This window comes from Euzebya sp. (genome assembly GCF_964222135.1).
Lineage (GTDB): Bacteria > Actinomycetota > Nitriliruptoria > Euzebyales > Euzebyaceae > Euzebya.
Genome location: NZ_CAXQBR010000102.1, coordinates 1 through 22,608, shown reverse-complemented (window position 1 = coordinate 22,608; position 22,608 = coordinate 1). Strand labels below are relative to the sequence as shown.

Below are 22,608 nucleotides of genomic sequence, written 5' to 3'. Positions count from 1 at the left end.
CTCAGCCGGCCGGCTCGAACCGGGTGAAGTTCGGGCCCTCGATGCCGGCGATGGCGTCAGGCATCTCCTCGACGGGGACCGCCAGGTAGAACGTCCCGGTCTCGCCGGTCGGCACCTCGACCCCCGCGCCGAGGCTCTCGCAGCCACCGTGCTCTGCAGCCGCCGCCTCGGCGAGCCCGATGAGCTCCTCGTCGGTCCCCGTGCCCCGGACCCAGTCGTTGATGAAGGCGCACACGGGGTTCGCGACGTACCCGCCACCCTCGTCGGGGTCCAAGCGCGGGGCGTAGCCGGAGGCCTCCACGGCAGCCAGATCGGGGTCGTCGGCCGGGATGCCGAACGTGATGGACGTCGTGTAGTCGATCGCGCCGGAGGGGTCGTCGAACGCGATGTCGGCGGTCCAGGTCTCCCCCTCGACGGCCGCCGGCGCCGCCGTCCCCCCTTCCGATCCGGTCCCTCCCGCCACGGTGCCCTCCGCTGGGGTCTCACCCTCGGACGCCTCCACCGCGTCGGTCGCCTCCACCGCGTCGGTCGCCTCTACCCCCGCCGCGGCGTCCGCGGTGTCGTCCGGCTCAACCGTCGGCTCGTCCGCGCCGCCGCACGCCGCGATCATCACCGCCACCAGCACAGCAGCGCCGAGGCGCCGCACATCTCCTGTCATGGACCACCTCCGTCGTCCCGTTGCGATGACCCGACCCTGATCCGCCGGGTGTGCCGTCCGCATCGGGGACCCACCCCAGACCTTCGCGCTGCGTGTCGGGCGGGCGGACGGGGTAGCGTGGGTGTGCAGAGCTGGACGACCGCTGGACCGGGGGGACGCCCCGGCTGGCAGGACAGGAAGGACGCACGTCATGAGCGTGCACGCATCCCCTCAGCCCGGCGGTGCCGGGCGACCCGTGACGATCGCGGACCTGCAGGCCTACGCCGACGCTGGTGAGAAGTTCGCCATGCTGACCGCGTACGACTTCACGTCCGCGGCGATCCTCGACGAGGCCGGGATCCCGGTGATCCTCGTCGGGGACTCCCTCGGCATGGTGGTCCTCGGCCACGACTCCACCGTGCCGGTCACCATGGACGAGATGATCCACCACACCCGCGCCGTCCGGCGGGGAGCCCGACGTGCCCTGGTCGTGGGCGACCTGCCGTTCGGCAGCTACCAGGCCAGCCTCGAGGAGGGGCTCGTCAACGGCATGCGCGTCCTGAAGGAGGCCGGGGCGAACGCCGTGAAGCTGGAGGGCCACCACCCCGAGCTGACCCGCCGCCTGGTCGCCGCGGGCGTGCCCGTCATGGGCCACCTCGGCCTGACCCCCCAGTCGGTCAACCAGCTGGGCGGCTACAAGGTCCAGGGCCGCGGTGAGGAGGCGGCGGACCGCCTGGTCGCCCAGGCCCGCGAGCTGGAGGCCGCCGGCGCCTTCTCGCTGGTGCTCGAGTCCGTGCCGAGCGACGTCGGCCGCCGGGTCGCCGAGGTCCTGCGCATCCCGGTCATCGGCATCGGCGCCGGCCCGGACACCGACGGGCAGGTGCTGGTCTTCCACGACTTCCTCGGCATGACGGGCGGGCACCTGCCGCGCTTCGTCAAGCAGTACGCCAACCTGCGCGGCGAGATCGTCGCCGCGGCCAAGGCCTACTCGGCCGAGGTGGCGTCCGGCGACTACCCCGGTCCCGAGCACCAGTACTGACCGGGCTGGTAGACCCCTCTCGTCCGCCCCCGCGACGAGAGGGATCTGCCATGCGCCGCCTGCCCACCCTGCTCCTGTTGACCCTGGTGCTGCTCGCCGCCGGCTGCCAGCAGGCGTACCAGGACCTCGAGGGCCTCGAGGTCGTCGACCCCGACCGCGCGATCATCGTGCGGAACGCCGACCAGTTCCCGAACCTCTCGGTGCTGTGCTTCGAGGACACGGCCATCATCACGACGACGCGGGAGGCGGCACCCGTCATCGACCAGGGCTCCATCTTCTGCGTCGACGAGGGGACCCAGTAGGCCGGACGGCGTCACAGGGGCGGCGTACTGTGTCCGGATGCCCGCACCCGACGTCCTGATCGAGGGCGTCACCAAGACCTTCGGGACGACCACCGCCGTGGACGCCCTGGACCTGGTCGTGCCGACCGGGGTCTGCTTCGGCCTGCTCGGACCGAACGGGGCTGGCAAGTCGACGCTGATGTCGCTGCTGACGGGCGCCGCCACCCCCACGTCCGGCCGCGTCGAGGTGCTCGGCATGGCGATGCCGGCACGGTCCCGGGCGGTCCGCACCCGCACCGGGCTGGTGCCCCAGCTCGACACCCTCGACGGCGAGATCACCTGCCGGGACACCCTCGAGGTCTTCGCCCGGCTGTACGGGATCGACGCCGGCGCCCGGGACCGCGCCGTCGACGACGGCCTGGCCCTGGCCCAGCTCGAGGACAAGGCCGACGCGTTCGTCGACGAGCTCTCCGGCGGGATGCGGCGGCGGCTCCTCATCGCCCGCGGCCTGCTGCACCGCCCCGACCTGGTCCTGCTCGACGAGCCCACCGTGGGCCTGGACCCCCAGATCCGCCAGGAGCTGTGGCAGACGATCGGCCGGGTGCGGGAGACCGGCGCGACCGTGGTGCTGACCACGCACTACATCGAGGAGGCCGAGCGGCTCTGCGACACCGTCGCGATCGTCCACCACGGCCGGCTGCTCGCGCTCGGATCCCCGTCGGCGCTGATCGACGCCCACGTCGGGTCGGACATCGTGATCGAGGTGCACGGCGACGCCGACCGCCGCCGCCGCATCGCCGAGGCCGCTGACGCCGCCGGCATCGCCTCGCGACCCGCGGGCACGTCCGTCGCGCTCTTCACCGGGTCCACCGAGCGGCTGGAGGGTCCGGGCGACGTGCGCGTGCTCGACCCCCACGACCTCGACCACCGGACCCGCCGTCCCGCCAACCTCGAGGACGTCTTCGTGGCCCTGACCGGGGCTGAGCTGTGAGGGGGTGGGCCATGAGCGCGCCAGCCCCCGCCGACGTGCGGTTCCGCCCCGACGCGGTCGCCGGGATCGTGGACCGCGAGTGGCGGGTCTTCAAGCGGGTGTGGCGCTCGATCATGTTCGGGTCGATCGTCGAGCCGGTCGTCTACCTCCTCGCGTTCGGCTACGGGTTCGGGGCGCTGGTCGCCGAGGTGGCGGGCATCCCCTACATCGACTTCATGGCCACGGGCGCGGCCGGCGTCGGCGTGCTGTTCACCGGCTTCTTCCCGGGGTTCATCAACGGCTACTTCCGCCGGGCGGAGAACCACCTCTACGACGGGCTGATGGCAGCCCCGATCACGGTCGCCGAGCTGGTGACCGGCGAGGCGGTGTGGACGGGGATCCGCTGCGCGGCGACCGCGGCCGTCACGCTGACGATCGCGGCGATCTTCGGGGTGGACCTCTCCCCGTGGGTGGTCACGGTGCCGCTGATCGGGTTCGTCGGCGGGTTCGCGTTCGCCTGCTTCGGCGCCGCGTTCGCGGCGAAGCTGCGCAGCACCCACCAGTTCGACTTCGTGATCTCCGGCGTGGTCGTGCCGATGTTCGTCGTGGCCGGGTCCTTCTTCCCGGTCGAGGACGCCCCGGCCTGGCTGCGGCTGCCGGCGAGGGTCAACCCCCTCACCCACGTCGTGTCGCTGTTCCGCGCGGCGGCCTTCGCCGACACCGGCGTCGGCCAGCTCCTGATCAGCGGCGCGGTCGTGGTGGCGTTCACCGCCGCGGCCTGGCTGCTCGCGGTCCGCATGCTGCGCCGGGCGCTGGTGAGCTGAGGGCCGGTCAGCCGAGGGCCGGTCAGCCGAGGCCGGCCAGCTCGCGCGCCAGCGCCGAGAACGTCGTGATCGCCTCTGCGGTCCGCGGTCCGTGCCACGTCAGCGCCTGGCCGTCGACGAACCGGGCGGGGACGTCGGCGCCGACGAGCTCGGCGACCGCCTCGAGGTCGGCCTCGCCGAACTCGTACGGCTCGCTCGGCAGCAGCACGACGTCCGGTCCCAGCACGAGCGCGGGGTCGAGCCGCGGGTAGGGCTCGTCCGCGCCGCTCAGGACGTTCGCGAACCCGCACGTCCACAAGAGGTCGTCGGCGTAGGTCGTCGGGCCGAGCCCCATCCAGGGCTTGCGCCACACGAGGGTCAGCGCCATCACCCGGGGACGGTCGTCGGGCCAGGACGCCGCCTCGCGCGCGGCGTCGACGGCGGCGGCCAGTGGCTCGGCCGCAGAGCGGCGGTCGAGGACCTCCCCGACCCGGCGGATCATCGCCGCGGCGTCCACCACCGTCCGCGGGTAGGTCTCCTCGACGGCCAGCCCGGCCTCGCGCAGCCGGTCGAGGGATTCGGCGGTGTTCTCCTCGGTGTTCGCCAGCACGACGTCGGGGCGCAGCGCGACGATCCGCTGGACGTCGGGGTTCTTCGTGCCCCGGATGCGCGCCGCGGTCGCGGGGGCCCCGTCGGTGCACCAGTCGGTGACGGCGACCAGGTCCTCACCCGCGCCGAGGGAGGCGACCAGGTCGGTCAGCGACGGCACGATCGAGACGATCCGCACCTCGGCCTACTCCGCGCGGGTGGGGGTGTGCCGGCCGCCCTCGACCGCCCTGGCCAGGACGAACAGGTAGTCGCTCAACCGGTTCAGGTACCGCAGCGGCGCGTCGTCGGGCAGCAGGTCGGCCCGCTGCATCGCGACGACGTAGCGCTCCGCGCGCCGGCAGATCGTGCGGGCCAGGTCGATCGCCGCCCCGGCGGGTGACGCGCCCGGGACGACGAAGGCCTGCGGGAGCGGGTGGGCCTCGGTCAGCGCGTCGATGCGCGACTCGAGCACGTCGACCATCTCCGGGGTCGTCAGCGACACGCCGACGGTCAGCTTGGGCCAGTGGTCGGAGTGGGTGGCCAGCTGGGCGCCGACGACGAACAGCTCGCGCTGGATCGTGAGGACGGCGTCGTGCCAGCGGCCCTCCGGCCCCTCCCCCTCGGGCAGCGCGGCGCGGGCCATGCCCAGGGCGCTGACGGTCTCGTCGACGGTGCCGTAGGCGCTGGTCCGCAGGTCGTCCTTGTCGACCCGCCCGCCGTAGAGCAGGCCGGTCGTGCCGTCGTCCCCGCGCTTCGTGTAGACCTTCACGGGTCGAGCCCCACGATCCGGACACCGGCGTTGACGCCGTTGCGCTTGTTGATGCTCACGATCATGGGCGTCATCGCCTCGACGGTCGCGGCCTGGGCGAGGTCGCCGACGTCGACGCCGCGCAGCCCCTCGATGCGGTCGATCAGCGCCGTGACGGCTGCCACGGCGTCGCGGTCGTCACCGCACACCAGGACGTCCTCGTCGAAGTCGTGGTCGAGGTTGCGCAGGTGGACCGCGGAGACGGTGTTGAAGGCGGTGCACACCCGGGCATCCGGCCAACGGGCCGCGATCTCGTGGGCGGCGGACCCGGCGGGCACCTCGAGCGGCACCGGCCGGCCGTCCTCGAAGCCCATGTTGTTGACCGCTGACAGGACGAGGTGGTCGCCGACCGCGTCAGCGAGCTGGCCGAGGGTGGCATCGAGGGCGTCGTAGGGCACGGTCAGCACCAGCACGTCGCACCGGCCCGGCAGGTCGCCGTTCGCCGCCCCCTCGACGACGCCCGCCCCGTCGCCCCGCGGGACGTCCGCAGCGACGTCAGCCGCCCGCGCCGGGTCGCGGGACCCGATGAGGACGTCCAGGCCAGCCCGGGCGAAGCGGAGCGCCAGCCCCCGTCCCTGCGGCCCGGTGCCGCCGATGATTCCGATCACCGCGGTGGCGGGACGGGCGCGCCCGGCGGGGGCGGCGGGGGTGTGCCGGGGCCGCCGGTCGGCGGGCGACCACCGGGACCCGGTCGTCCGATGCCGCCGCCGTTGCCGTTGGACGGCGGGGTCGGCTGCCCGGCCGGCACGCCGAGGCCGACCGGCGGGCCGTGACCGTTCGTGCCCTGGGCGGCCACGGTCTTGACCTCCGAGGCCTGGCCGGTCAGCAGGTGGTGGAGGTGCTCGGGTATCCCCTCCTTCACCGCCTGCAGCGCCTCGTTCCCGCTGATGGCCTCGCGCTCGACGAGCAGCTCCGCCATCGAGTCGAGCCCCCCGCGGAGATCGCGGAAGCGCTCCACCAGCTGCGCGAGGTTCTCGCTCAGGATCCGGTGCGCCTCGGCGTCCACGGCCCGGGCGAAGTCGTCGGAGTAGTCGTGGCCCTTCCCGAGCTCCTCGCCGAGGAAGACCGGCCGGTCCTCGCCGTAGCCGACCGGGCCGACGGCCTCGGTCATGCCGAACTCGCGGACGATCGCGCGGGCCAGCTTGGTGGCCTGCAGCAGGTCGTTCGACGCGCCGGTGGTCGGCTGCCCGAGGGCGACCAGCTCGGCTGCGCGGCCGCCGAGCATGACCCGGAGCTTGGCCTCGAGGTAGCTGAGGGTGTGGATGTGCCGCTCGTCGACGGGCAGCTGGGTCGTGACGCCGAGGGCCATGCCGACGGGGAGGACCGTCACCTTGTAGACCGGGTCGGCCTCTGACTCGAGGAACGCCGCCAGCGCGTGGCCGCCCTCGTGGTAGGCGACGGACTCCTTCTCCTTCTCGCTGAGGTGCAGCGTCGACCGCTCCCGACCGATGGTCTGGCGCTCGCGGGCCCGCTCGAGGTCGTCCATGCGGATCTCGGCGGATCCGGAGCGGACGGCGATCAGCGCGGCCTCGTTCACCAGGTTCTTCAGGTCCGCGCCGGCCATGCCGGGCGTGCCGCGGGCGAGGGTCTTCGCGTCGACGTCGGCGCCGATCGGCTTGCCGCGCATGTGGATGCGGAGGATCTCCTCGCGCTCCTCGAGCGTGGGCAGGGGCACCACGATCTGGCGGTCGAACCGACCGGGCCGGGTGAGGGCGGGGTCCAGCACGTCGGGCCGGTTGGTGGCCGCCATGATGACGACGCCGCTCGACCCCTCGAAGCCGTCGATCTCACCCAGCATCTGGTTGAGGGTCTGCTCGCGCTCGTCGTGCCCGCCGCCCAGCCCGGCACCGCGCTTGCGCCCGATGGAGTCGAGCTCGTCGATGAAGATGATCGACGGGGCGTTCTCGCGGGCGGTCTTGAAGAGGTCCCGGACCCGGCTCGCGCCCACGCCGACGAACATCTCCATGAAGTCCGAGCCGGTGACGGAGATGAACGGCACCCCCGCCTCGCCGGCCACCGCGCGGGCCAGCAGCGTCGTCCCGGTCCCGGGCGGGCCGACCATCAACATGCCCTTCGGCACCTCGGCGCCGGCCTGGCGGAACTTCGAGGGGTCGCGGAGGAACTGGACGACCTCCTTGATCTCCTCCTTCACCTCCGCGTACCCCGCGATGTCGTCGAACGTGGTCGACGGCTCGTCGGTCTTGTGGATCTTGGCCTGGGACTTGCCGATCTGGCCGAGCCCGCCCATCTGCCCGCGGGCCTGGCGGTTGAGGAAGTAGATGAACCCGCCGAAGAGCAGGAGGGGGAAGAGGAGGGGCAGGAGCAGGCCGGCGATCCCGCCATCGTCCGCGGCGGCGCGGATCTCGACGTCGTTCTCGGCGAGGAAGCCCTCGATGCCGCCGGTGCCGACGACGGTCTCGACTGGCAGGAACGAGGAGAACGTCTGCGGCTCGCCCTCGTCGACGGCGTCCTCGGCGTACTCGCCGCTGACGTTCTGGCCGGTGAAGGTCACCGACGCCACCCGGTCGTCCCGGACGGCCTCGCGGAACTCGGTGTAGGACAGCTCCTCACCGCCCGCCACCGTGCTGAAGCTGCTGAAGGCCAGCATGAGCACGAGCACCACCAGGACGATCGTGATGATGCGGTTGCGCGAGGAGCCGTTCACGCTCCCCACTGTCGCGGGATGGCTGGGCCTTCGCCACCCCTGCCCGCGGCCGTGCTCCCCGCCCTGCCCGCACGGCCGTGGCAGATCGGTCCGGATCAGCCGGTGACGGACTACGGTGTCGGTGATGACTCAGCCACGCGATGCACTCGACTTCCGCCGTGCCGGCGAGGGCGTCATCCTCGACTCCCTGGCCGCCGGCCACCCGTTGGCGCTGGCCGAGGCGTACCACCGGTCCGTCCCCGCCGCCCACGCGGTCGCCCGCCGCCTTATGGCCGGCGCCGACGAGGTCGAGGCGGTCCTCCTCGGGGTGTACGCCCGCCTGTGGGCCGATCCGCCGACGACCGGTCCGCTCGAGGGCTGGGTGCGCCGCGCCACGTGGGAGATCGGGACCGAGCGGCTCCGCCGCGACGGCACCGCACCGTCGTCCCCGTCGGCCGCCGGGCTGCTGCCCGACCTGCCGGCCCCGGACGTCCGGTTCCTGGACGCGGCCGAGCGGGCCATCGCCGAGCTCGACGACGACGAGCGCCACGCGCTGCTGCTGGCCCACGACCGGGGCATCCCGAGCACCGAGCAGGACCCCGGCGCCGACGAAGCCCTCGCCCGCGCCCTGGTGGCGCTGGCCGGCCCGGAGACCTCGACCGCGGACCGCGCGTCCCTGCACGAGGACGGCTGCGACGACCTGCCGGGCCTCGGCGACTGGTGCCTCGGCGTGGCCTCACCCGAGGTCGCTGACGAGACGTCCGCCGCCATCGACGAGCGCCCCGGGTGCGCCGCCAAGTCCCGCACCGTGCGCCGCGGCCGCCGTCGCATCGAGGGCCTGCCCGCCACCCCGGACATGGGCCAGCGGATCCTGGTGACGGTCCTGACCAGCGGCGACCGCCCGGTCGCCGTGCCCCCGGGTGAGGGACCGGCTGCCGAGGGGCCCTTGGACGATGACCTCCTCGTCGGTGGACCGGCCGTCGACGGCCCGGTGGCCGAGCAGCCGCCGCTCGGGGACGAGGGGGACCAGGACCTCCTGACCGCAGACGACCTCACGGCAGACGACCTGACCGGGGAGCCGGCCGGTGGGGGGTCGCAGATCGGGGAGGCCGCCCCCGAGGACCTGCGCGACGCGGCGCTCGTCGACGACGCGGACCCGGACGACCCGTTCGGGCCGCTCGACGCCACTGGTCCCCTCGAGGGCGCTCCTGCGGAGGCCGCTCCCCTCGAGGCCGCTCCCCTCGAGGCCACGGGCCCCATGCCGCCGGTCGACGCCGGTACGCCCGTCGAGGACGACCCGTTCCGCCCGGTCGGGGACGCAACGGGCGGGGACGGGGCGGTCGGGGACGGGGCGGTCGGGGACACCGCCGACATGCCGCAGGCCGGGGCCGACGCCCCCGAGGAGGACGTGGACTGGCGGCCCGATCCCGGGTCCACGGCCGAGCTGCGGCTCAGCGACATCCTGGCCGAGGGCGACGACGATGACGACCCGTTCGCCGGGTTCGACGCCGACCCCGAACCGGAGCCCGCACCTGGGCGGCCAGCCGACCCCTACGCCGACCTGCAGCACCTCGGCGACGAGCCCGCGCCGGCGGCCACGCCGCGCCCCGGCCCGGTCGTGTTCGACGACGAGGACGCAGGGCTGGTCGGCGGCTACGTCGAGGGCCAGGACCACCACGTGGACCACCACGACGCCGATGTCGAACCCGCGGGGTCCAACCGGATGGCGGCGCTCCTGTCGTGGGTGCTGCCGATCCTCGGCGGCAGCGCGCTCGGCATCCTCATCGCCATCCAGGTCTTCGGCCTGCCGTCCTGACGGCCGGTCCCGCGGTCAGCGGGCGGTGAAGCCGAGCCGTCGGCTGATCTCCGCGGCGGTCGTCGCGATCGGGGTGCCGAGCGTCGAGGGGTCGGGCAGCCGCGCGGTCGGGGCGACGACGCCCAGCGCCGCCACCGCTTGGCCGCGGGCGTCAAGGATCGGGGCGGCGACCCCGGAGGCGCCGAGCTCGAGCTCGTCGGTCGACACCGCGTAGCCGGCGCGGCGGATCCCGTCGCGGACCGCGCGGGGCAGCGCCGGCAGACCGGGGGCGGCCGGCAGGCTGGCCAGCAGGGCCCGGCCGTGCGCGCCGACCCCCAGGGCGTGCCGGAAGCCGACGGCGTAGCCGATGCGGACGAACAGGCCCGGCGGCTCGACCCGATCCACGACGACGGCCTCGTCGCCGTCGCGGACCGCCAGGCACACCGCCTCGCGGCTCAGCTCCATGAGCTGCTGCATCCCCGTCGCCGCCAGGCGGGTCACCTCGAGGTCCTCGCTGGCGCGGGCGCCGAGCTCGACCAGCGCCACCCCGAGGTGGAACTCGCGGGTCGACTCGTCGCGGGTGACGAACCCCTCGTCCAGCAGTGTGGACAGCAACCGGTACAGCACCGCACGGTCGAGGCCGGTCCTCGTCGAGATCTCGGCCACGGTCGCGCCGTCGTCCGACGTGCCGAGCGCCCGCAGCACCGACAACCCCCTCGCGAGGGTCCGCGATCCGCTCGAGTCCGCCACGTCTCGGAGCCTAGCCAGCCCGGCAGGCGCCGGGCGGTCCGATTACCCTGTGCGCCCCCCGACGACGCGACCGCCAGGAGCGAGTAGTGAGCCTGTTCTCCATGCACGGCATGCCTCGGATGGACGACGACGAGGAGCCCAAGCCCGAGGAGGCGGGTGCGATCGCCCAGGCGCTCCAGCTGAACCCCTACAAGAAGCTGTACGACCGCCGGGTCCTCTACCTCCGCGGGCCGATCGAGGAGACCAAGGCCGACGACATCGTCGCGCAGCTGCTGTCCCTCGGCTCGGAGTCCGACGAGGACATCACGATGTACATCAACTCCCCCGGCGGCGTGATCAGCGGGATGTTCGCGATGTACGACGTGATGAACCTGATCGACGCGAAGGTCAACACCGTCTGCGTCGGCATGGCCGCGTCGGCAGGGGCGTTCCTGCTCGCCACCGGCACGGGGACGCGCTCGGCCACCCCGAACGCCCGCATCATGATCCACCAGCCCCTCGGCGGGGCGCGCGGCCAGGCGTCGGACATCCAGATCCAGGCCCAGCAGATGACGTTCATGCGCCAGCGGATCAACGAGATCCTCGCCGAGCGCTCGGGTCAGCCCCTCGACAAGGTCGAGAAGGACACGCTGCGCGACTTCTGGCTCAGCGCCGACGACGCCGTCGAGTACGGCCTCATCGACGAGGTCCGCCAGCAGGGCGGGCTGTAGCCGCCTCCCCTCCCCCGGTCGGTCAGCGCTGGCAGCCGGGGCAGTAGGTGGTCCCCCGCCCGCCGATCGTCGTCTTCCGCATCGCGGTCGCGCAGCGCGGGCACGGCTTGCCCTCCTGCCCGTAGGCGACCAGGAAGGCGGCGTTGCGCCCCGACGCGCCGTTGACCATCTGGTAGTCGCGGAACGTCGTGCCCTCCCGCTCGATCGCCTCCGCGAGCACCTCGCGGATGGCGGCGTGGAGCCGGTCGCTGCGGGCCCGCCCGACGCGCCGCGACGCCGGGTGGATCCGGGCGCGCCACAGCGCCTCGTCGGCGTAGATGTTGCCGACGCCCGCGACGGGCCGCTGGGACAGCAGGAACGGCTTGACCTGCTGCCCGGTCGCGCGGAGCGCCGCGGCGAACCCGGCGAGGGTGAAGTCCTCGCCGAGCGGCTCGGGGCCGAGGGCCGCGAGGGTCGGCAGCTCGTCGTGCTCGCCGTGGCGGGTGACGGCCAGGGTGCCGAAGCGGCGGACGTCCCGGAAGTCGAGGATCGCCGGCCGGCCGTCTGGGTCCACCATGTGCAGGCTCGCGCGGACGTAGGCGTCGGGCTCCCAGCCGTCCTCGTCGCGCCAGCGGAGCACACCGGTCATGCCCAGGTGGAGGATCAGGTCGAGGGCGTCCTCGAGCGATGCGACCAGGTACTTCCCCCGCCGCTCGACGGACGTGATGGTCAACCCCTCGGCGTCGGTCGGGCGCAGGTAGCGCGGCATCGCCGGGTCGGCCTCGACCCTGTCGATGGCCAGCCCGACCAGGCGCGGCGCCAGCTGGCGCCGCACGCTCTCGACCTCGGGGAGCTCTGGCATGCGCGGGATGAGGGGTGGGTCGGAATTCGGGTTAAGGGTTCTGCGGGATCCTGCCGATCACCGCCTCAACGCGATAACCGAGAGTGACGAGGAAGCGATGAGGCTAGCTGAGCGTGATGTGACGGGTCGGGTCCCCGACTGGGCCGTCACGTTCCTGCGCGACCGGTGCAGCGCGCTCCAGCGCGTGCTCGGCCACCCGGCCCGCACCATCCTGTCGCTCCAGAGCGAGGAGGACAGCATCCACTGCTGGACGCTCCTGCTCGTCGCGGCCGCTGAGCTTCCGGACGCCCACCGCGAGGCGCTCGAATCCCTCCACCTGCTGCACGCCCGCGTCGACGAGCGGCTGGCCCGCGGCGGGGTCGAGGACATCTCCCCCGACGTCGAGCAGCTCGTCCGCGCCGTGCTGATCGACAAGCTCCAGCGGCTGACCGACGAGGCCGTCGAGCTCCTGGCCTGAGGCGCCGCGCCAGGCGCTACGGTCTCGACATGAGCATCGTCAGCGCTACCGGACAGTTCGCCGTCCCCCGGCCCGAGAACGAGCCGGTCAGGACCTACGCTCCCCAGAACCCCGAGCGCACGGCGCTCGCCGCCGTGGTCGACGAGATGCGCGCCGCCGATCCGCTCGACGCGCCGATGCGGATCGGTGACGCCGACGTGCGGAGCGAGGCGACGTTCGAGGTGCGCGCCCCCCACGACCACGGGCTGCACCTCGCGACGGTCCACGCCGCCAGCCCCACGGACGTGGAGGCGGCGATCGACGCCTGTGGTGCGGCGGCGCCGGGCTGGGCCGGCACGCCCTTGGTGGACCGCATCGCGATCTTCCTGCGGGCCGCGGACCTGCTCGCCGGCCCGTGGCGCGACCGGATCAACGCCGCCACGATCCTGGGGCAGTCCAAGTCGGTGCACCAGGCCGAGATCGACGCCGCCTGCGAGCTCATCGACTTCCTCCGGTTCAACTGCGCCTTCGCCGAGCAGATCCACGCCGAGCAGCCGCTGTCGGTCGACGGCATGTGGAACCGGTTGGACCACCGGCCCCTCGAGGGCTTCGTCCTGGCCCTGACGCCGTTCAACTTCACCGCGATCGCCGGGAACCTGCCGACGGCGCCGGCGATCATGGGCAACACCGTGGTGTGGAAGCCGTCGGAGAAGCAGGCCTTCGCCGCCCAGCTGACCATGGACCTGCTGCGGGCCGCCGGGCTGCCCGACGGGGTCATCAACCTCGTGCACGGCGACGGCGCGCTCGTCAGCGACGTGGCGATGGCCCACCGGGACTTCGCCGGCCTGCACTACACGGGGTCCACAGCGGTGTTCCGCCAGCTGTGGCGCAAGACCGCGGCGGGGATCGACGGCTACCGGGCGTACCCCCGCATCGTCGGGGAGACCGGCGGCAAGGACTTCCTGATCGCCCACCCCTCGGCGGATCCCGCCGCGGTGGCCGTCGCCCTCGGGCGCGGCGCGTTCGAGTACCAGGGCCAGAAGTGCTCCGCGGCCAGCAGGGCCTACGTGCCGTCGTCGCTGTGGCCCCGCGTCCGCGACGACCTGGCCGACATCGCCACGGCGATCACCGTCGGCGACGTGGCCGACCTGTCGACGTTCTGCGGGGCGGTGATCGACGGTGCGGCGTACCGGCGGATCACCGAGGCGATCGAGGGGGCGCGCGCCGACGGCGTGGAGGTGCTCGTCGGCGGCACCGCGGACGACGCCGACGGCTGGTTCGTCGACCCGACCGTGCTGGTCACCGAGGACCCGCTGAGCGACACCATGGTTCGGGAGCTGTTCGGCCCGGTCCTGACCGTCTTCGTCTACGACGACGCGGAGTGGGACGCCACCCTCGAGCTGGTCGACTCGACCAGCCCGTACGCGCTGACCGGCGCGGTGTTCGCGGACGACCGGGCGGCGGTCGACCAGGCGATGACCGCCCTGCGCCATGCGGCCGGCAACTTCTACGTCAACGACAAGCCGACCGGATCCGTGGTCGGCCAGCAGCCCTTCGGGGGCGGCCGCGCCTCCGGCACGAACGACAAGGCCGGCATGCCGTCGAACCTGATGCGCTGGGTCAGCCCCCGCTCGATCAAGGAGACCTTCGTCCCCCCGACGGACTGGCGCTACCCCTTCCAGGGCTGACCGGTCGGCGACGCTACCTCGGCGCCATGCGGATCGCGCCGTCGAGGCGGATCGTCTCGCCGTTCAGCATCGGGTTCTCGCAGATGTGGACCGCGAGCTTGGCGTACTCCTCCGGCTCGCCGAGCCGCGCGGGCATGGGGACCGACGCCTCGAGGGCCTGCTTCGCCTCCGGCGGGAGCCCGTGCAGCAGCGGGGTCGAGAAGAGCCCGGGCGCGATCGTGCAGACCCGGATGAGCTTGTCGGCCAGGTCCCGTGCGATCGGCAGGGTCATGCCGACGATCCCGCCCTTCGAGGCGGAGTAGGCCGCCTGGCCGATCTGGCCCTCGAACGCCGCGACCGACGCGGTGTTGACGATCACTCCGCGCTCGCCGTCGACCGGCTCGGTCTCGGCCATCGCCGCGGCGGCCAGCCGGATCACGTTGAACGTGCCGATCAGGTTGACGCGGATGACGGTCTCGAACGCGTCGAGGGGGTGGGGGCCCTTGCGGCTGAGCACGCGGTTGGGCGGACCGATGCCGGCGCAGTTGACCGCGGTCCGCAGATCACCCAGACCGGTGGCCGTCTTGACCGCCTCCCCCACCGCGTCGGGATCGGTCACGTCGGCGGGGACGAAGGTGGCGGCGTCGCCCCACTCCCCCGCCACCTCGGCACCCGGGGAGGAGGGCAGGTCGACGAGCACCACCCGAGCCCCCCGGTCGAGCAGCATCCTGGCCGTGGCCTTGCCGAGGCCCGAGGCCCCTCCGGTGACGAGCGCGACGGTTCCCTCGAGGTCCATGGCGCGGGACGCTACCGCACACTTTGCGGACCCTCCGAACCGGTGGGACCATGGGGCCACCATGAGCGCCGCAACAACTCGCTGGACCCCGTCCTCCTGGCACGACCTGCCCGCACAGCAGCTGCCGGAGTACCCCGACGCGGACCAGCTGAAGCAGGTGCTCGAGCGGATCGCCGCCCAGCCGCCGCTCGTCTTCGCGGGTGAGGCGCGGGACCTCACCGAGCAGCTGGCGCGGGTCAGCCGCGGCGAGGCGTTCCTGCTCCAGGGCGGCGACTGCGCGGAGACCTTCGACGCCGCCGGCGCGGACATCACGCGGGACAAGCTGAAGGTCATCCTGCAGATGGCGATCGTGCTGACCTACGGCGCGCAGATGCCGATCGTGAAGGTCGGCCGGATCGCCGGGCAGATGGCCAAGCCGCGCTCCAGCCCCACCGAGGTCGTCGACGGCGTCGAGATGCCCAGCTACAAGGGCGACGCGGTGAACGGCCTGGCGCCGATCCTCGAGAACCGCATCCCCGACCCGACCCGGCTCGAGCGGATGTACCACCACTCCGCCTCGACGTTGAACCTGGTGCGCGCCTTCACCCAGGGCGGGTTCGCAGACCTCCAGCGGGTGCACGCGTGGAACCAGGAGTTCGTCGCCGGCTCACCGCAGGGGCAGCGCTACGAGCAGGTGGCCCAGGAGATCGACCGCGCCCTCAACTTCATGCGGGCGATCGGCCTGGACATCGACCGGCAGCCGACGTTCAACACCGTCGACGTCTTCACCTCACACGAGGCGCTCCTCCTCGACTACGAGGAGGCGATGACCCGCCAGGACTCCCTCACCGGCGACTGGTACGACTGCAGCGCCCACATGCTGTGGATCGGTGAGCGGACCCGCCAGCTCGACGGCGCCCACATGCACTTCCTCTCCGGCGTCCACAACCCCATCGGGTGCAAGGTCGGGCCGACCATGACGCCAGACGAGCTCCTCGAGGTCTGCGACCTGCTCAACCCCGACAACGTCCCGGGCCGGCTGACCCTCATCAGCCGCATGGGCGTGGACGCGATCGAGGAGGTCCTCCCGCCCCTCCTCACCGCCACCCGGGAGGGCGGCCGCAACGTCGTCTGGGTCTGCGACCCCTGCCACGGGAACACGATCACGTCGGAGTCGGGCTACAAGACCCGCCGCTTCGACGACGTCCTCGGTGAGATCCGCGGCTTCTTCGCCGCCCACACCACCGCCGGGACCGTGCCGGGCGGGGTGCACATGGAGCTGACCGGCGAGGACGTCACCGAGTGCCTCGGCGGCGACCAGAACATCGCCGACCTCGACCTCGCCCAGCGGTACGAGACCGCCTGCGATCCCCGCCTCAACAACGCCCAGTCCCTGGAGCTCGCGTTCCAGGTGGCGGAGATGCTCAGGAGCTGACCGCGTCGGTCCGGCTGGCGGTCTCGCCACCCGCTGCCTGCGGTGCAGATCCTCGCCGGGGCTGCGCTCCGAGCAAGCTCGGAGCTCCGCTTGAAACCCGGCTTGCGGTCTGCTCCTCGTCAGCGGTCGCCGAGACGCCGGCCTCGGCGGTCTGGTTGGGTGGAGGACGTGGGGGGTCCTGCGACGTCGTTCGGTCCGGCTGTGGCGGTGGGTGGGGATCCGGCGGGATCTGGCCGGATCGGCCAACCTCCTGGGCTGGGGAGGGGTGGGGCGGGTCAGTAGCGGCAGGCGCCGGTGGGGGCGGTGGTGTTGCGGGCGATGGCGGCGTCGACGTCGGGGCGGACCCGCTCGGCGGTGAGGGCGTAGCCGATGTCGCCGTCGGCCGTCGCCGCGGCGAAGACGATGCCGCCGATCTCGCCGGCCTCGGTCACGAACGGGCCGCCTGAGTCGCCGGGGCGCACGCCCGCCTCCAGGGTGAGGATCTCGCGGGCGGTCACGCTGCCGCCGTAGATGTCGCGGCCCAGCGCCTCCTCGCGGGAGCGCACCGCCGCCGGTCGGACGTTGAGCTCCCGCTGGCCGCCGGGGAAGCCGCGCGTGGCGCCGCTGGTCCCCCGCTCGGCCGGGGTCGAGGCCCACGGCAGCGGGGTGGCGGTCGCCGTCGGGGAGCTCAGCACCGCGAGGTCGAGGTTCGGGTCGACGTGGACGGCGACCGCATCGTGCGTGCCGGCGGCGTCGCGGACGCTGAGGACCTCACCACCGGCGACCACGTGGGCGTTGGTGACGACGAAGCCGTCGCGGACGACCACCCCGCTGCCGGTGGAGACCCCGCCGCAGCCGAGCGCCTCCACCTGCACCGTCGAGGGGGTGCCCGCGGCCCCCGCGGCGGCCACCGCCCCCTCCCCCGGCGGTTCGACGGGCGGCGCGGTGGAGCCGCCGCCCAGTCCGGCGAAGACCTGCGGGAAGCCCTGGGTGTCGAGGAACGCCGCGACGCGCCCGAACAGGTCGGGTGGGGTGGGGAGCACCTCGTCGATCGTGGCCAGCACGGTCGAGCCGCGGACCTGCCGCGCCAGGGCCGGGACGGGGCCCTGGGCGAGCACCGACCCGGCGATCCAGACGCTGAGGGCCAGCACCGCGACCCCCACGCCGACGCCGAGCACCGAGTCGACCGGCCCGACGCCGGAGCGGTGCGCGGCGTCCCGCAGCCGCAGGCCGAGCACGAACCCGAGCGCCTGGCCGGCCAGGACCGATGCGATGAGGATCCCGAACGTGGTCAGGGCCAGCGCGACGCCGGGCTGGTCGACCAGCTCACCGGCGATGACAGGGGCGAGGATCCCTCCCGCGACCAGGCCGCCCGCCGCGCCGCCGAAGGCGAACACCTGGCTGAGCGCCCCCTGCCGCCACCCGCGGAACACCGCGGCCGCCAACATGACGAGCAGGACGACGTCGACGGCGTTCACGACGACCCAGTGTGCCCTCGTGCCCGCCGTCGCCGTGGAAGGATTGGGGACGTGAGCCTTCGCACCCGCACCCTCCTGACCCTCCTCGGCCTCTGCGCGCTGGCCGGGGGGTGCGGCGACGTGTCGTTCTCCTTCGGCGGGCTGGACACCGAGCCGCTCGAGCAGGAGATCGAGATCGGGATCGAGGCGCGGGCGGACGGGATCGACATCGACTCCGTGGAGTGCCCGGACGACGTCCAGCCGGAGGAGGGGCGCGTGTTCGTCTGCCGCGCCCACGCCGTCGACGGGTCGATCGGCACCGTCGAGGTCCAGCAGGTCGACGACGCAGGCGGGGTCGAGTGGGAGCTGACCGACGTCCGAGCACCAGCCGGATCTGACTAGACCCCGCGTTGTGCAACCGGTCATCACCTGTCCAAACCCTCACGATCGGACAATGCCCTACCGGCCGGGCGTGCTCTTGGGTGGGCGGATAGCTCGAACGGCCTAGTCACCACTGGGCGTCGAGCCGTCCGGGTGGCGTGTCTCGCCACCGATCGACACCTAACGGGGAGTTACCAGATGCCTTCTCTGAGGCGTTCCGTCGCGTTGCTCGCGGCGCTCGTGCTCGCTGCTGCCCTCGCCCCGGCAGCGGGTGCCCAACAGCCCGGTGATCCCGGGTCCTTCGAGGCGATCCCGCTCGAGGGGACGACGACGTCATCGGGCCGCGCGGCGTCGAGCCGCCTGGCCCAGAGCGACGAGTCCCTCCTCGAGCTCGACGACCCCGCGCCGGTCAACGTGGTCGTCAAGCTCGACTACGACGCCACCGCCGCCTACGTCGGGGGTCGAGACGGGTTCGAGGCCACCAGCCCGTCGGTCACCGGCCAGAGCCTCAACCCGGACGCCGCCGCGGTCCGGAGCTACGAAGCCGGCGTCGCCGAGCCGGCCGAGCAGGCCTTCATCGACCAGCTGCGCGCCATCGACCCCAGCGCCGTCGTGGGTCAGCGCCTGCGCACCGTCTACGGCGGGGTCGCCATCCAGGCCAGCGGGGTCAAGATCCGTGACATCGCCGCGATCGACGGCGTCGTCGCCGTGCAGCGCGACACCCTCCACCAGGCCCTCACCGACTCCTCCCCGGAGTTCATCGGCGCCACCGAGCTGTGGGCCGACCTGGTCGGCGAGGACGGGAACACCGCCACCGCCGGGGAGGGCGTGATCGTCGGCATCCTCGACTCGGGCGCCTGGCCCGAGCACCCTGAGTTCCGCGAGCGCCAGGACGTCGACCTGCCGCCGGCGCCCGAGCGCCCGGACGGGTTCCCGCGGGAGTGCAACTTCGGCGACAACCCGCTCACGTCCGGCGAGGACGTCTTCGAGTGCAACGACAAGCTGATCGGCGGCGCGCCGTTCATCGACAGCTACAACGCCTTCGTCGGCGACGAGGAGTACCCGGACTCCGCGCGCGACTCCGACGGGCACGGCACCCACACCGCCACCACGGCAGCCGGCACACCCACCGACGTCGCCAACCTGTTCGGCGTCGACCGCGGCCCGGTGACTGGCATCGCCCCCGGCGCCCACGTCAGCGTCTACAAGGTCTGCGGCCCGCAGGGCTGCTTCGGCTCGGACTCCGCCGCCGCGGTCGCCGCAGCCATCGAGGACGACGTCGACGTCATCAACTTCTCGATCTCGGGCGGGACGAACCCCTACACCGACCCGGTCGAGCTCGCCTTCCTCGACGCCTACGCCGCCGGCGTGTTCGTCGCCGCCTCCGCCGGCAACGACGGCCCCGGGGCCGGGACGGTCAACCACGTCTCGCCGTGGCTGACCAGCGTCGCCGCGTCCACCCAGGACCGGGCGTTCATCTCGACGATCACCCTCACCGACGGCAGCGAGCAGCTGCAGGTCGACGGCGTGTCCATCACGAACGGCGTGTCGACCCCGACCGACGTCGTCCTCGCCTCCGAGGCCGAGGGCTACGACATCGACTGCCTCGAGCCGGCCCCGCCCGGCACGTTCGAGGGGCAGATCGTGGTCTGCGAGCGCGGCGTGATCGCCCGCGTCGCCAAGGGCTGGAACGTCCTCCAGGGCGGCGCGGTCGGGATGATCCTCTACAACCCGCCGGGCACGACCGACCTGGTGAGCGACAACCACTACCTGCCGGCGGTCCAGATCAACCCCGACGAGGGCGCCGAGGTCGTCGACTTCATCACCGACGCCGCGAACCCGCAGGCGTCGTTCACCCAGGGCGTCGCCGTGACCGACGAGTCGTTCGGCGACATCATGGCGACGTTCAGCTCCCGCGGTCCGGGTGGGGACTTCCTGAAGCCCGACATCACCGCTCCCGGCGTGCAGATCCTCGCCGGGCAGACCCCGACCAACGGCCCGCCGCCGGACGGCGGCGCGCAGGGGCAGTACTACCAGGCGATCGCCGGCACCTCGATGTCGAGCCCGCACATCGCCGGGTCCGCCGCGCTGGTCATGGCCGCCCACCCCGACTGGACCCCCGGTCAGGTGCGCTCGGCGCTGATGACGTCGGCCCGCCAGGACGTCGTGAAGGAGGACGGCACGACGCCGGCCGACCCGTTCGACTACGGCGCCGGCCACGTCGACCTGACCGTGGCCGCCGAGGTCGGCCTGACCTTCGACGAGTCCGCGGACGCCTTCACCGCGTCCGCCGGCACGCCGCTGCAGCGCATCGACCTGAACCTCCCCTCGATCAACGCCCCGGTGATGCCGGGCGTGGTCGAGACCACCAGGACCGCGGTCAACGTCACCGACGAGACCGCCACCTACACCGTCGAGACCTCCGCGCCGCAGGGCAGCCGGATCGTCGTCGAGCCGTCCACGTTCACCGTCGCGCCCGGCGAGAGCGTCGAGCTGTCGATCCGCATCGACGGCACCAACCTCGACGCCGGCGACCACTTCGGCGAGATCCGCCTCGCCGGCGGGCCGGTGCCCCTGCACCTGCCGGTCGCGTTCACCAAGACGGCCGCCGACGTGCGCGTCGCCTCGGACTGCGCGCCCGACGCGATCGCGAACGGCGACCCGGCCGCGACCAGCACGTGCACCGTGACGGTGTCGAACGACTCCCTCGACGACGCGAGCGTCGACGTGCGCACCCGCCTGAACGACCGGCTCTCGCTGGTCAGCGCCGACGGTGCGCAGGTCACCCAGAACGGCGTCGTCCGGACGCAGATGACCTTGCCCGGCCGCGAGGACGCCGCCCCCGGCATCGTCCCGGCACCCGCCGGGTCGCTGACGTACTTCGCCCTCGACGACCCCGCCCTCTCCACGCCGATCCCGTTCAACCCCGTCGGCGACGAGCAGGTCATCACCCTCAACACCCCCGCGTTCACCTACGCGGGACGGACCTGGACCCGGCTGTCGCTGACCTCGAACGGGTACGCCGTCGCCGGCGGCGCGTCGGGCACCGAGTTCGAACCCCAGGACCTGCCCGACCCGACCGCGCCCAACGCGGTGATGGCACCGTTCTGGACCGACCTGAACGGCGAGGAAGCCGGCTCGGAGGGGATCGCCTACACGATCCTCACCGACAACGTGGACGACTGGATCGTCGCCGAGTGGCGCATGCAGCTGTGGGGCGCCAGCGGCGAGACCGTCGACGACCAGGTCCGGACCTTCCAGCTCTGGATCATGGTCGGCGACACCGAGGAGGTCACCTTCACCTACGACCCGGAGGACCTGCCGCAGGCGCCACCGCCGGCGTACGGCCTGACCGTCGGGGCGGAGAACGCCAACGGCACGGCCGGCGACCAGATCGACGGCCCGCCGACGACGGACTACCTCGTCACCGCCGCGCCGGGCGCGCCCGGCGGGACGGACAGCTACACCCTGACCGTCCGCGGTGCCCAGACCGGACGTGGCGCGGTCACGACCAGCGCGACCGCACCGGACGTCTTCCGGGGCACCGCGACCGACCGCACGTTCGTCACCGTCTTCGGCGCCCCCGGCGGCGACGGGGGTGACGACGGCTCCGACGGCTCCGGCGACGGCGACCAGCCCGGCGCGCCCGCACCGGGCACCGGGGCCGGCAACCCCGGCGGCCCGAGCGTCGGCGGGGTCACCGACCCGCCGGCAGAGGACGCCGCCGACGCCGGCGACGACGGGTTCGACGACCCCGTCGACGATCCGGTCGAGGAGCCGGTGACGATCCCCGAGTCGGTCAGCCGGGTCGCCGGCGCCGATCGGATGTCGACCGCCGTCGAGATCAGCCGGGCGTCGTTCCCCGACGGGGCGACCACGGCCGTCCTGGCGACCGCGGGGACCTTCCCCGACGCGCTGACCGCCGCCCCGGCGGCCCGCAGCGCGGACGCCCCGATCCTGCTGACCGGCACCGACGTGGTGCCCCAGGCGACCCTCGACGAGCTCGACCGGCTCGGCGTCGAGCGGGTCGTCGTCCTCGGCGGCATCGCCGCGGTGTCCCAGGACGCCGTGGCCGCGCTCGAGGCACGCGGCCTGTCCGTCGAGCGGCTCGAGGGTCGCGACCGGTTCACGACCGCGTCCGCGGTGGCCGGGTGGCTGACCAGCCAGCCCGGCTACGCCGACAGCGGCACGGTGTTCATCGCCACCGGGGACGGCTTCGCCGACGCCCTGGCCGGCGGTGCTGCCGCCGCCGCGGTGGACGCCCCGATCCTGCTGGTCAACGCCGCCGGCGTGCCGCAGGCGACCGCCGACCAGCTCAGCCAGCTGTCACCGCAGCGCATCGTGCTGCTGGGCGGCACGGCCGTCATCAGCGACGCCGTCGCCGAGGAGCTGGCGGCCTACGGGACCGTCGAGCGCCTGGCCGGCGCCGACCGGTTCGCCACCGCGGTGGCGGGCGCCGAGGCCTTCGGCGCGTCGTCCGGCCAGGTGTCCGACGAGGCACCGTCGACGGTGTTCGCCGCCACCGGCGCGGCGTTCGCCGACGCGCTGGCCGCCGGCCCGGCGGCCGCAGCCGCCGGGGCGCCCCTGCTGCTGAGATCGGAAGAGCGTCGGG

Annotated in this window: 20 protein-coding genes; 11 read left to right on the top strand and 9 right to left on the bottom strand. The window is 73.4% G+C overall.

The features are described 5' to 3' along the window. Position 1: 1 nt before the first annotated feature. The gene (locus ACEQ2X_RS22440) at positions 2 to 658 is read right to left on the bottom strand and encodes a hypothetical protein (protein ID WP_370328115.1); all 657 of its coding nucleotides are present in this window, start codon (positions 656 to 658) and stop codon (positions 2 to 4) included. 190 nt (positions 659 to 848) lie between these two features. On the opposite strand from ACEQ2X_RS22440, the gene panB reads away from it, so the two are divergent. From panB to ACEQ2X_RS22420, 4 genes are read left to right on the top strand one after another with little or no spacing between them, the layout of a single operon-like run. Next, the gene (panB, locus tag ACEQ2X_RS22435; protein ID WP_370328114.1) at positions 849 to 1,676 is read left to right on the top strand and encodes a 3-methyl-2-oxobutanoate hydroxymethyltransferase; all 828 of its coding nucleotides are present in this window, start codon (positions 849 to 851) and stop codon (positions 1,674 to 1,676) included. A gap of 50 nt (positions 1,677 to 1,726) precedes the next feature. Next, a complete protein-coding gene (locus ACEQ2X_RS22430; RefSeq protein WP_370328113.1) occupies positions 1,727 to 1,978 on the top strand; it encodes a hypothetical protein in 252 nt (83 codons plus the stop codon). A gap of 37 nt (positions 1,979 to 2,015) precedes the next feature. After that, the gene (locus ACEQ2X_RS22425; RefSeq protein WP_370328112.1) at positions 2,016 to 2,948 is read left to right on the top strand and encodes an ABC transporter ATP-binding protein; all 933 of its coding nucleotides are present in this window, start codon (positions 2,016 to 2,018) and stop codon (positions 2,946 to 2,948) included. Positions 2,949 to 2,959: 11 nt separating this feature from the next. Further along, positions 2,960 to 3,751: an ABC transporter permease gene (locus ACEQ2X_RS22420; RefSeq protein WP_370328111.1), complete on the top strand. Its 792-nt coding sequence runs from the start codon at positions 2,960 to 2,962 to the stop codon at positions 3,749 to 3,751. 22 nt (positions 3,752 to 3,773) lie between these two features. On the opposite strand, the gene ACEQ2X_RS22415 is transcribed toward ACEQ2X_RS22420, so the two are convergent. From ACEQ2X_RS22415 to ftsH, 4 genes are read right to left on the bottom strand one after another with little or no spacing between them, the layout of a single operon-like run. Then, a complete protein-coding gene (locus tag ACEQ2X_RS22415) occupies positions 3,774 to 4,517 on the bottom strand; it encodes a helical backbone metal receptor (protein ID WP_370328110.1) in 744 nt (247 codons plus the stop codon). A 6-nt stretch (positions 4,518 to 4,523) separates the two neighbouring features. Further along, positions 4,524 to 5,087 (bottom strand): cob(I)yrinic acid a,c-diamide adenosyltransferase, encoded by a 564-nt coding sequence (locus ACEQ2X_RS22410; protein WP_370328109.1) that lies wholly within the window; start codon positions 5,085 to 5,087, stop codon positions 4,524 to 4,526. Then, complete coding sequence (gene npdG / locus ACEQ2X_RS22405; RefSeq protein WP_370328108.1) at positions 5,084 to 5,734, bottom strand: NADPH-dependent F420 reductase; 651 nt, start codon at positions 5,732 to 5,734, stop codon at positions 5,084 to 5,086. The genes ACEQ2X_RS22410 and npdG overlap by 4 nt, the downstream gene beginning before the upstream one ends. Next, on the bottom strand, positions 5,731 to 7,791 hold the full coding sequence (gene ftsH, locus ACEQ2X_RS22400) for an ATP-dependent zinc metalloprotease FtsH (RefSeq protein ID WP_370328107.1): 2,061 nt from the start codon (positions 7,789 to 7,791) through the stop codon (positions 5,731 to 5,733). The genes npdG and ftsH overlap by 4 nt, the downstream gene beginning before the upstream one ends. A gap of 124 nt (positions 7,792 to 7,915) precedes the next feature. Between ftsH and ACEQ2X_RS22395 the strand changes: the two genes are divergently transcribed. Then, positions 7,916 to 9,586, top strand: a complete 1,671-nt coding sequence (locus ACEQ2X_RS22395) for an RNA polymerase sigma factor (RefSeq protein ID WP_370328106.1) — start codon at positions 7,916 to 7,918, stop codon at positions 9,584 to 9,586. A 15-nt stretch (positions 9,587 to 9,601) separates the two neighbouring features. Here the strand turns inward: ACEQ2X_RS22395 and ACEQ2X_RS22390 are convergent, their stop codons facing one another. Further along, positions 9,602 to 10,315: an IclR family transcriptional regulator gene (locus ACEQ2X_RS22390; RefSeq protein ID WP_370328105.1), complete on the bottom strand. Its 714-nt coding sequence runs from the start codon at positions 10,313 to 10,315 to the stop codon at positions 9,602 to 9,604. Between the two features lie 86 nt (positions 10,316 to 10,401). Here ACEQ2X_RS22390 and ACEQ2X_RS22385 point away from each other — a divergent pair, with 86 nt between their 5' ends. Beyond that, on the top strand, positions 10,402 to 11,025 hold the full coding sequence (locus tag ACEQ2X_RS22385; protein ID WP_370328104.1) for a ClpP family protease: 624 nt from the start codon (positions 10,402 to 10,404) through the stop codon (positions 11,023 to 11,025). 22 nt (positions 11,026 to 11,047) lie between these two features. Here the strand turns inward: ACEQ2X_RS22385 and mutM are convergent, their stop codons facing one another. Continuing rightward, positions 11,048 to 11,866 (bottom strand): bifunctional DNA-formamidopyrimidine glycosylase/DNA-(apurinic or apyrimidinic site) lyase, encoded by an 819-nt coding sequence (gene mutM, locus ACEQ2X_RS22380; RefSeq protein ID WP_370328103.1) that lies wholly within the window; start codon positions 11,864 to 11,866, stop codon positions 11,048 to 11,050. Between the two features lie 97 nt (positions 11,867 to 11,963). Here mutM and ACEQ2X_RS22375 point away from each other — a divergent pair, with 97 nt between their 5' ends. Together ACEQ2X_RS22375 and pruA are read left to right on the top strand one after the other, a co-directional pair. Further along, positions 11,964 to 12,323: a hypothetical protein gene (locus ACEQ2X_RS22375; RefSeq protein WP_370328102.1), complete on the top strand. Its 360-nt coding sequence runs from the start codon at positions 11,964 to 11,966 to the stop codon at positions 12,321 to 12,323. Between the two features lie 29 nt (positions 12,324 to 12,352). After that, a complete protein-coding gene (gene pruA / locus ACEQ2X_RS22370; protein WP_370328101.1) occupies positions 12,353 to 13,990 on the top strand; it encodes an L-glutamate gamma-semialdehyde dehydrogenase in 1,638 nt (545 codons plus the stop codon). Between the two features lie 13 nt (positions 13,991 to 14,003). Here pruA and ACEQ2X_RS22365 read toward each other — a convergent pair whose 3' ends face one another. Further along, the gene (locus tag ACEQ2X_RS22365; RefSeq protein ID WP_370328100.1) at positions 14,004 to 14,765 is read right to left on the bottom strand and encodes a 3-hydroxyacyl-CoA dehydrogenase; all 762 of its coding nucleotides are present in this window, start codon (positions 14,763 to 14,765) and stop codon (positions 14,004 to 14,006) included. 61 nt (positions 14,766 to 14,826) lie between these two features. Between ACEQ2X_RS22365 and ACEQ2X_RS22360 the strand changes: the two genes are divergently transcribed. Continuing rightward, positions 14,827 to 16,179 carry a class II 3-deoxy-7-phosphoheptulonate synthase gene (locus ACEQ2X_RS22360; protein WP_370328099.1) on the top strand — a complete coding sequence of 451 codons (1,353 nt, stop codon included), beginning with the start codon at positions 14,827 to 14,829 and terminating at the stop codon, positions 16,177 to 16,179. Between the two features lie 275 nt (positions 16,180 to 16,454). On the opposite strand, the gene ACEQ2X_RS22355 is transcribed toward ACEQ2X_RS22360, so the two are convergent. Continuing rightward, positions 16,455 to 17,636, bottom strand: coding sequence for a MarP family serine protease (locus ACEQ2X_RS22355; protein WP_370328098.1), 1,182 nt, complete (start codon positions 17,634 to 17,636; stop codon positions 16,455 to 16,457). A gap of 51 nt (positions 17,637 to 17,687) precedes the next feature. Here ACEQ2X_RS22355 and ACEQ2X_RS22350 point away from each other — a divergent pair, with 51 nt between their 5' ends. Then, positions 17,688 to 18,017: a DUF4333 domain-containing protein gene (locus tag ACEQ2X_RS22350; protein WP_370328097.1), complete on the top strand. Its 330-nt coding sequence runs from the start codon at positions 17,688 to 17,690 to the stop codon at positions 18,015 to 18,017. A gap of 177 nt (positions 18,018 to 18,194) precedes the next feature. Next, the coding region (locus ACEQ2X_RS22345) for a S8 family serine peptidase (RefSeq protein WP_370328096.1) at positions 18,195 to 22,608 on the top strand (4,414 nt) is incomplete at its 3' end.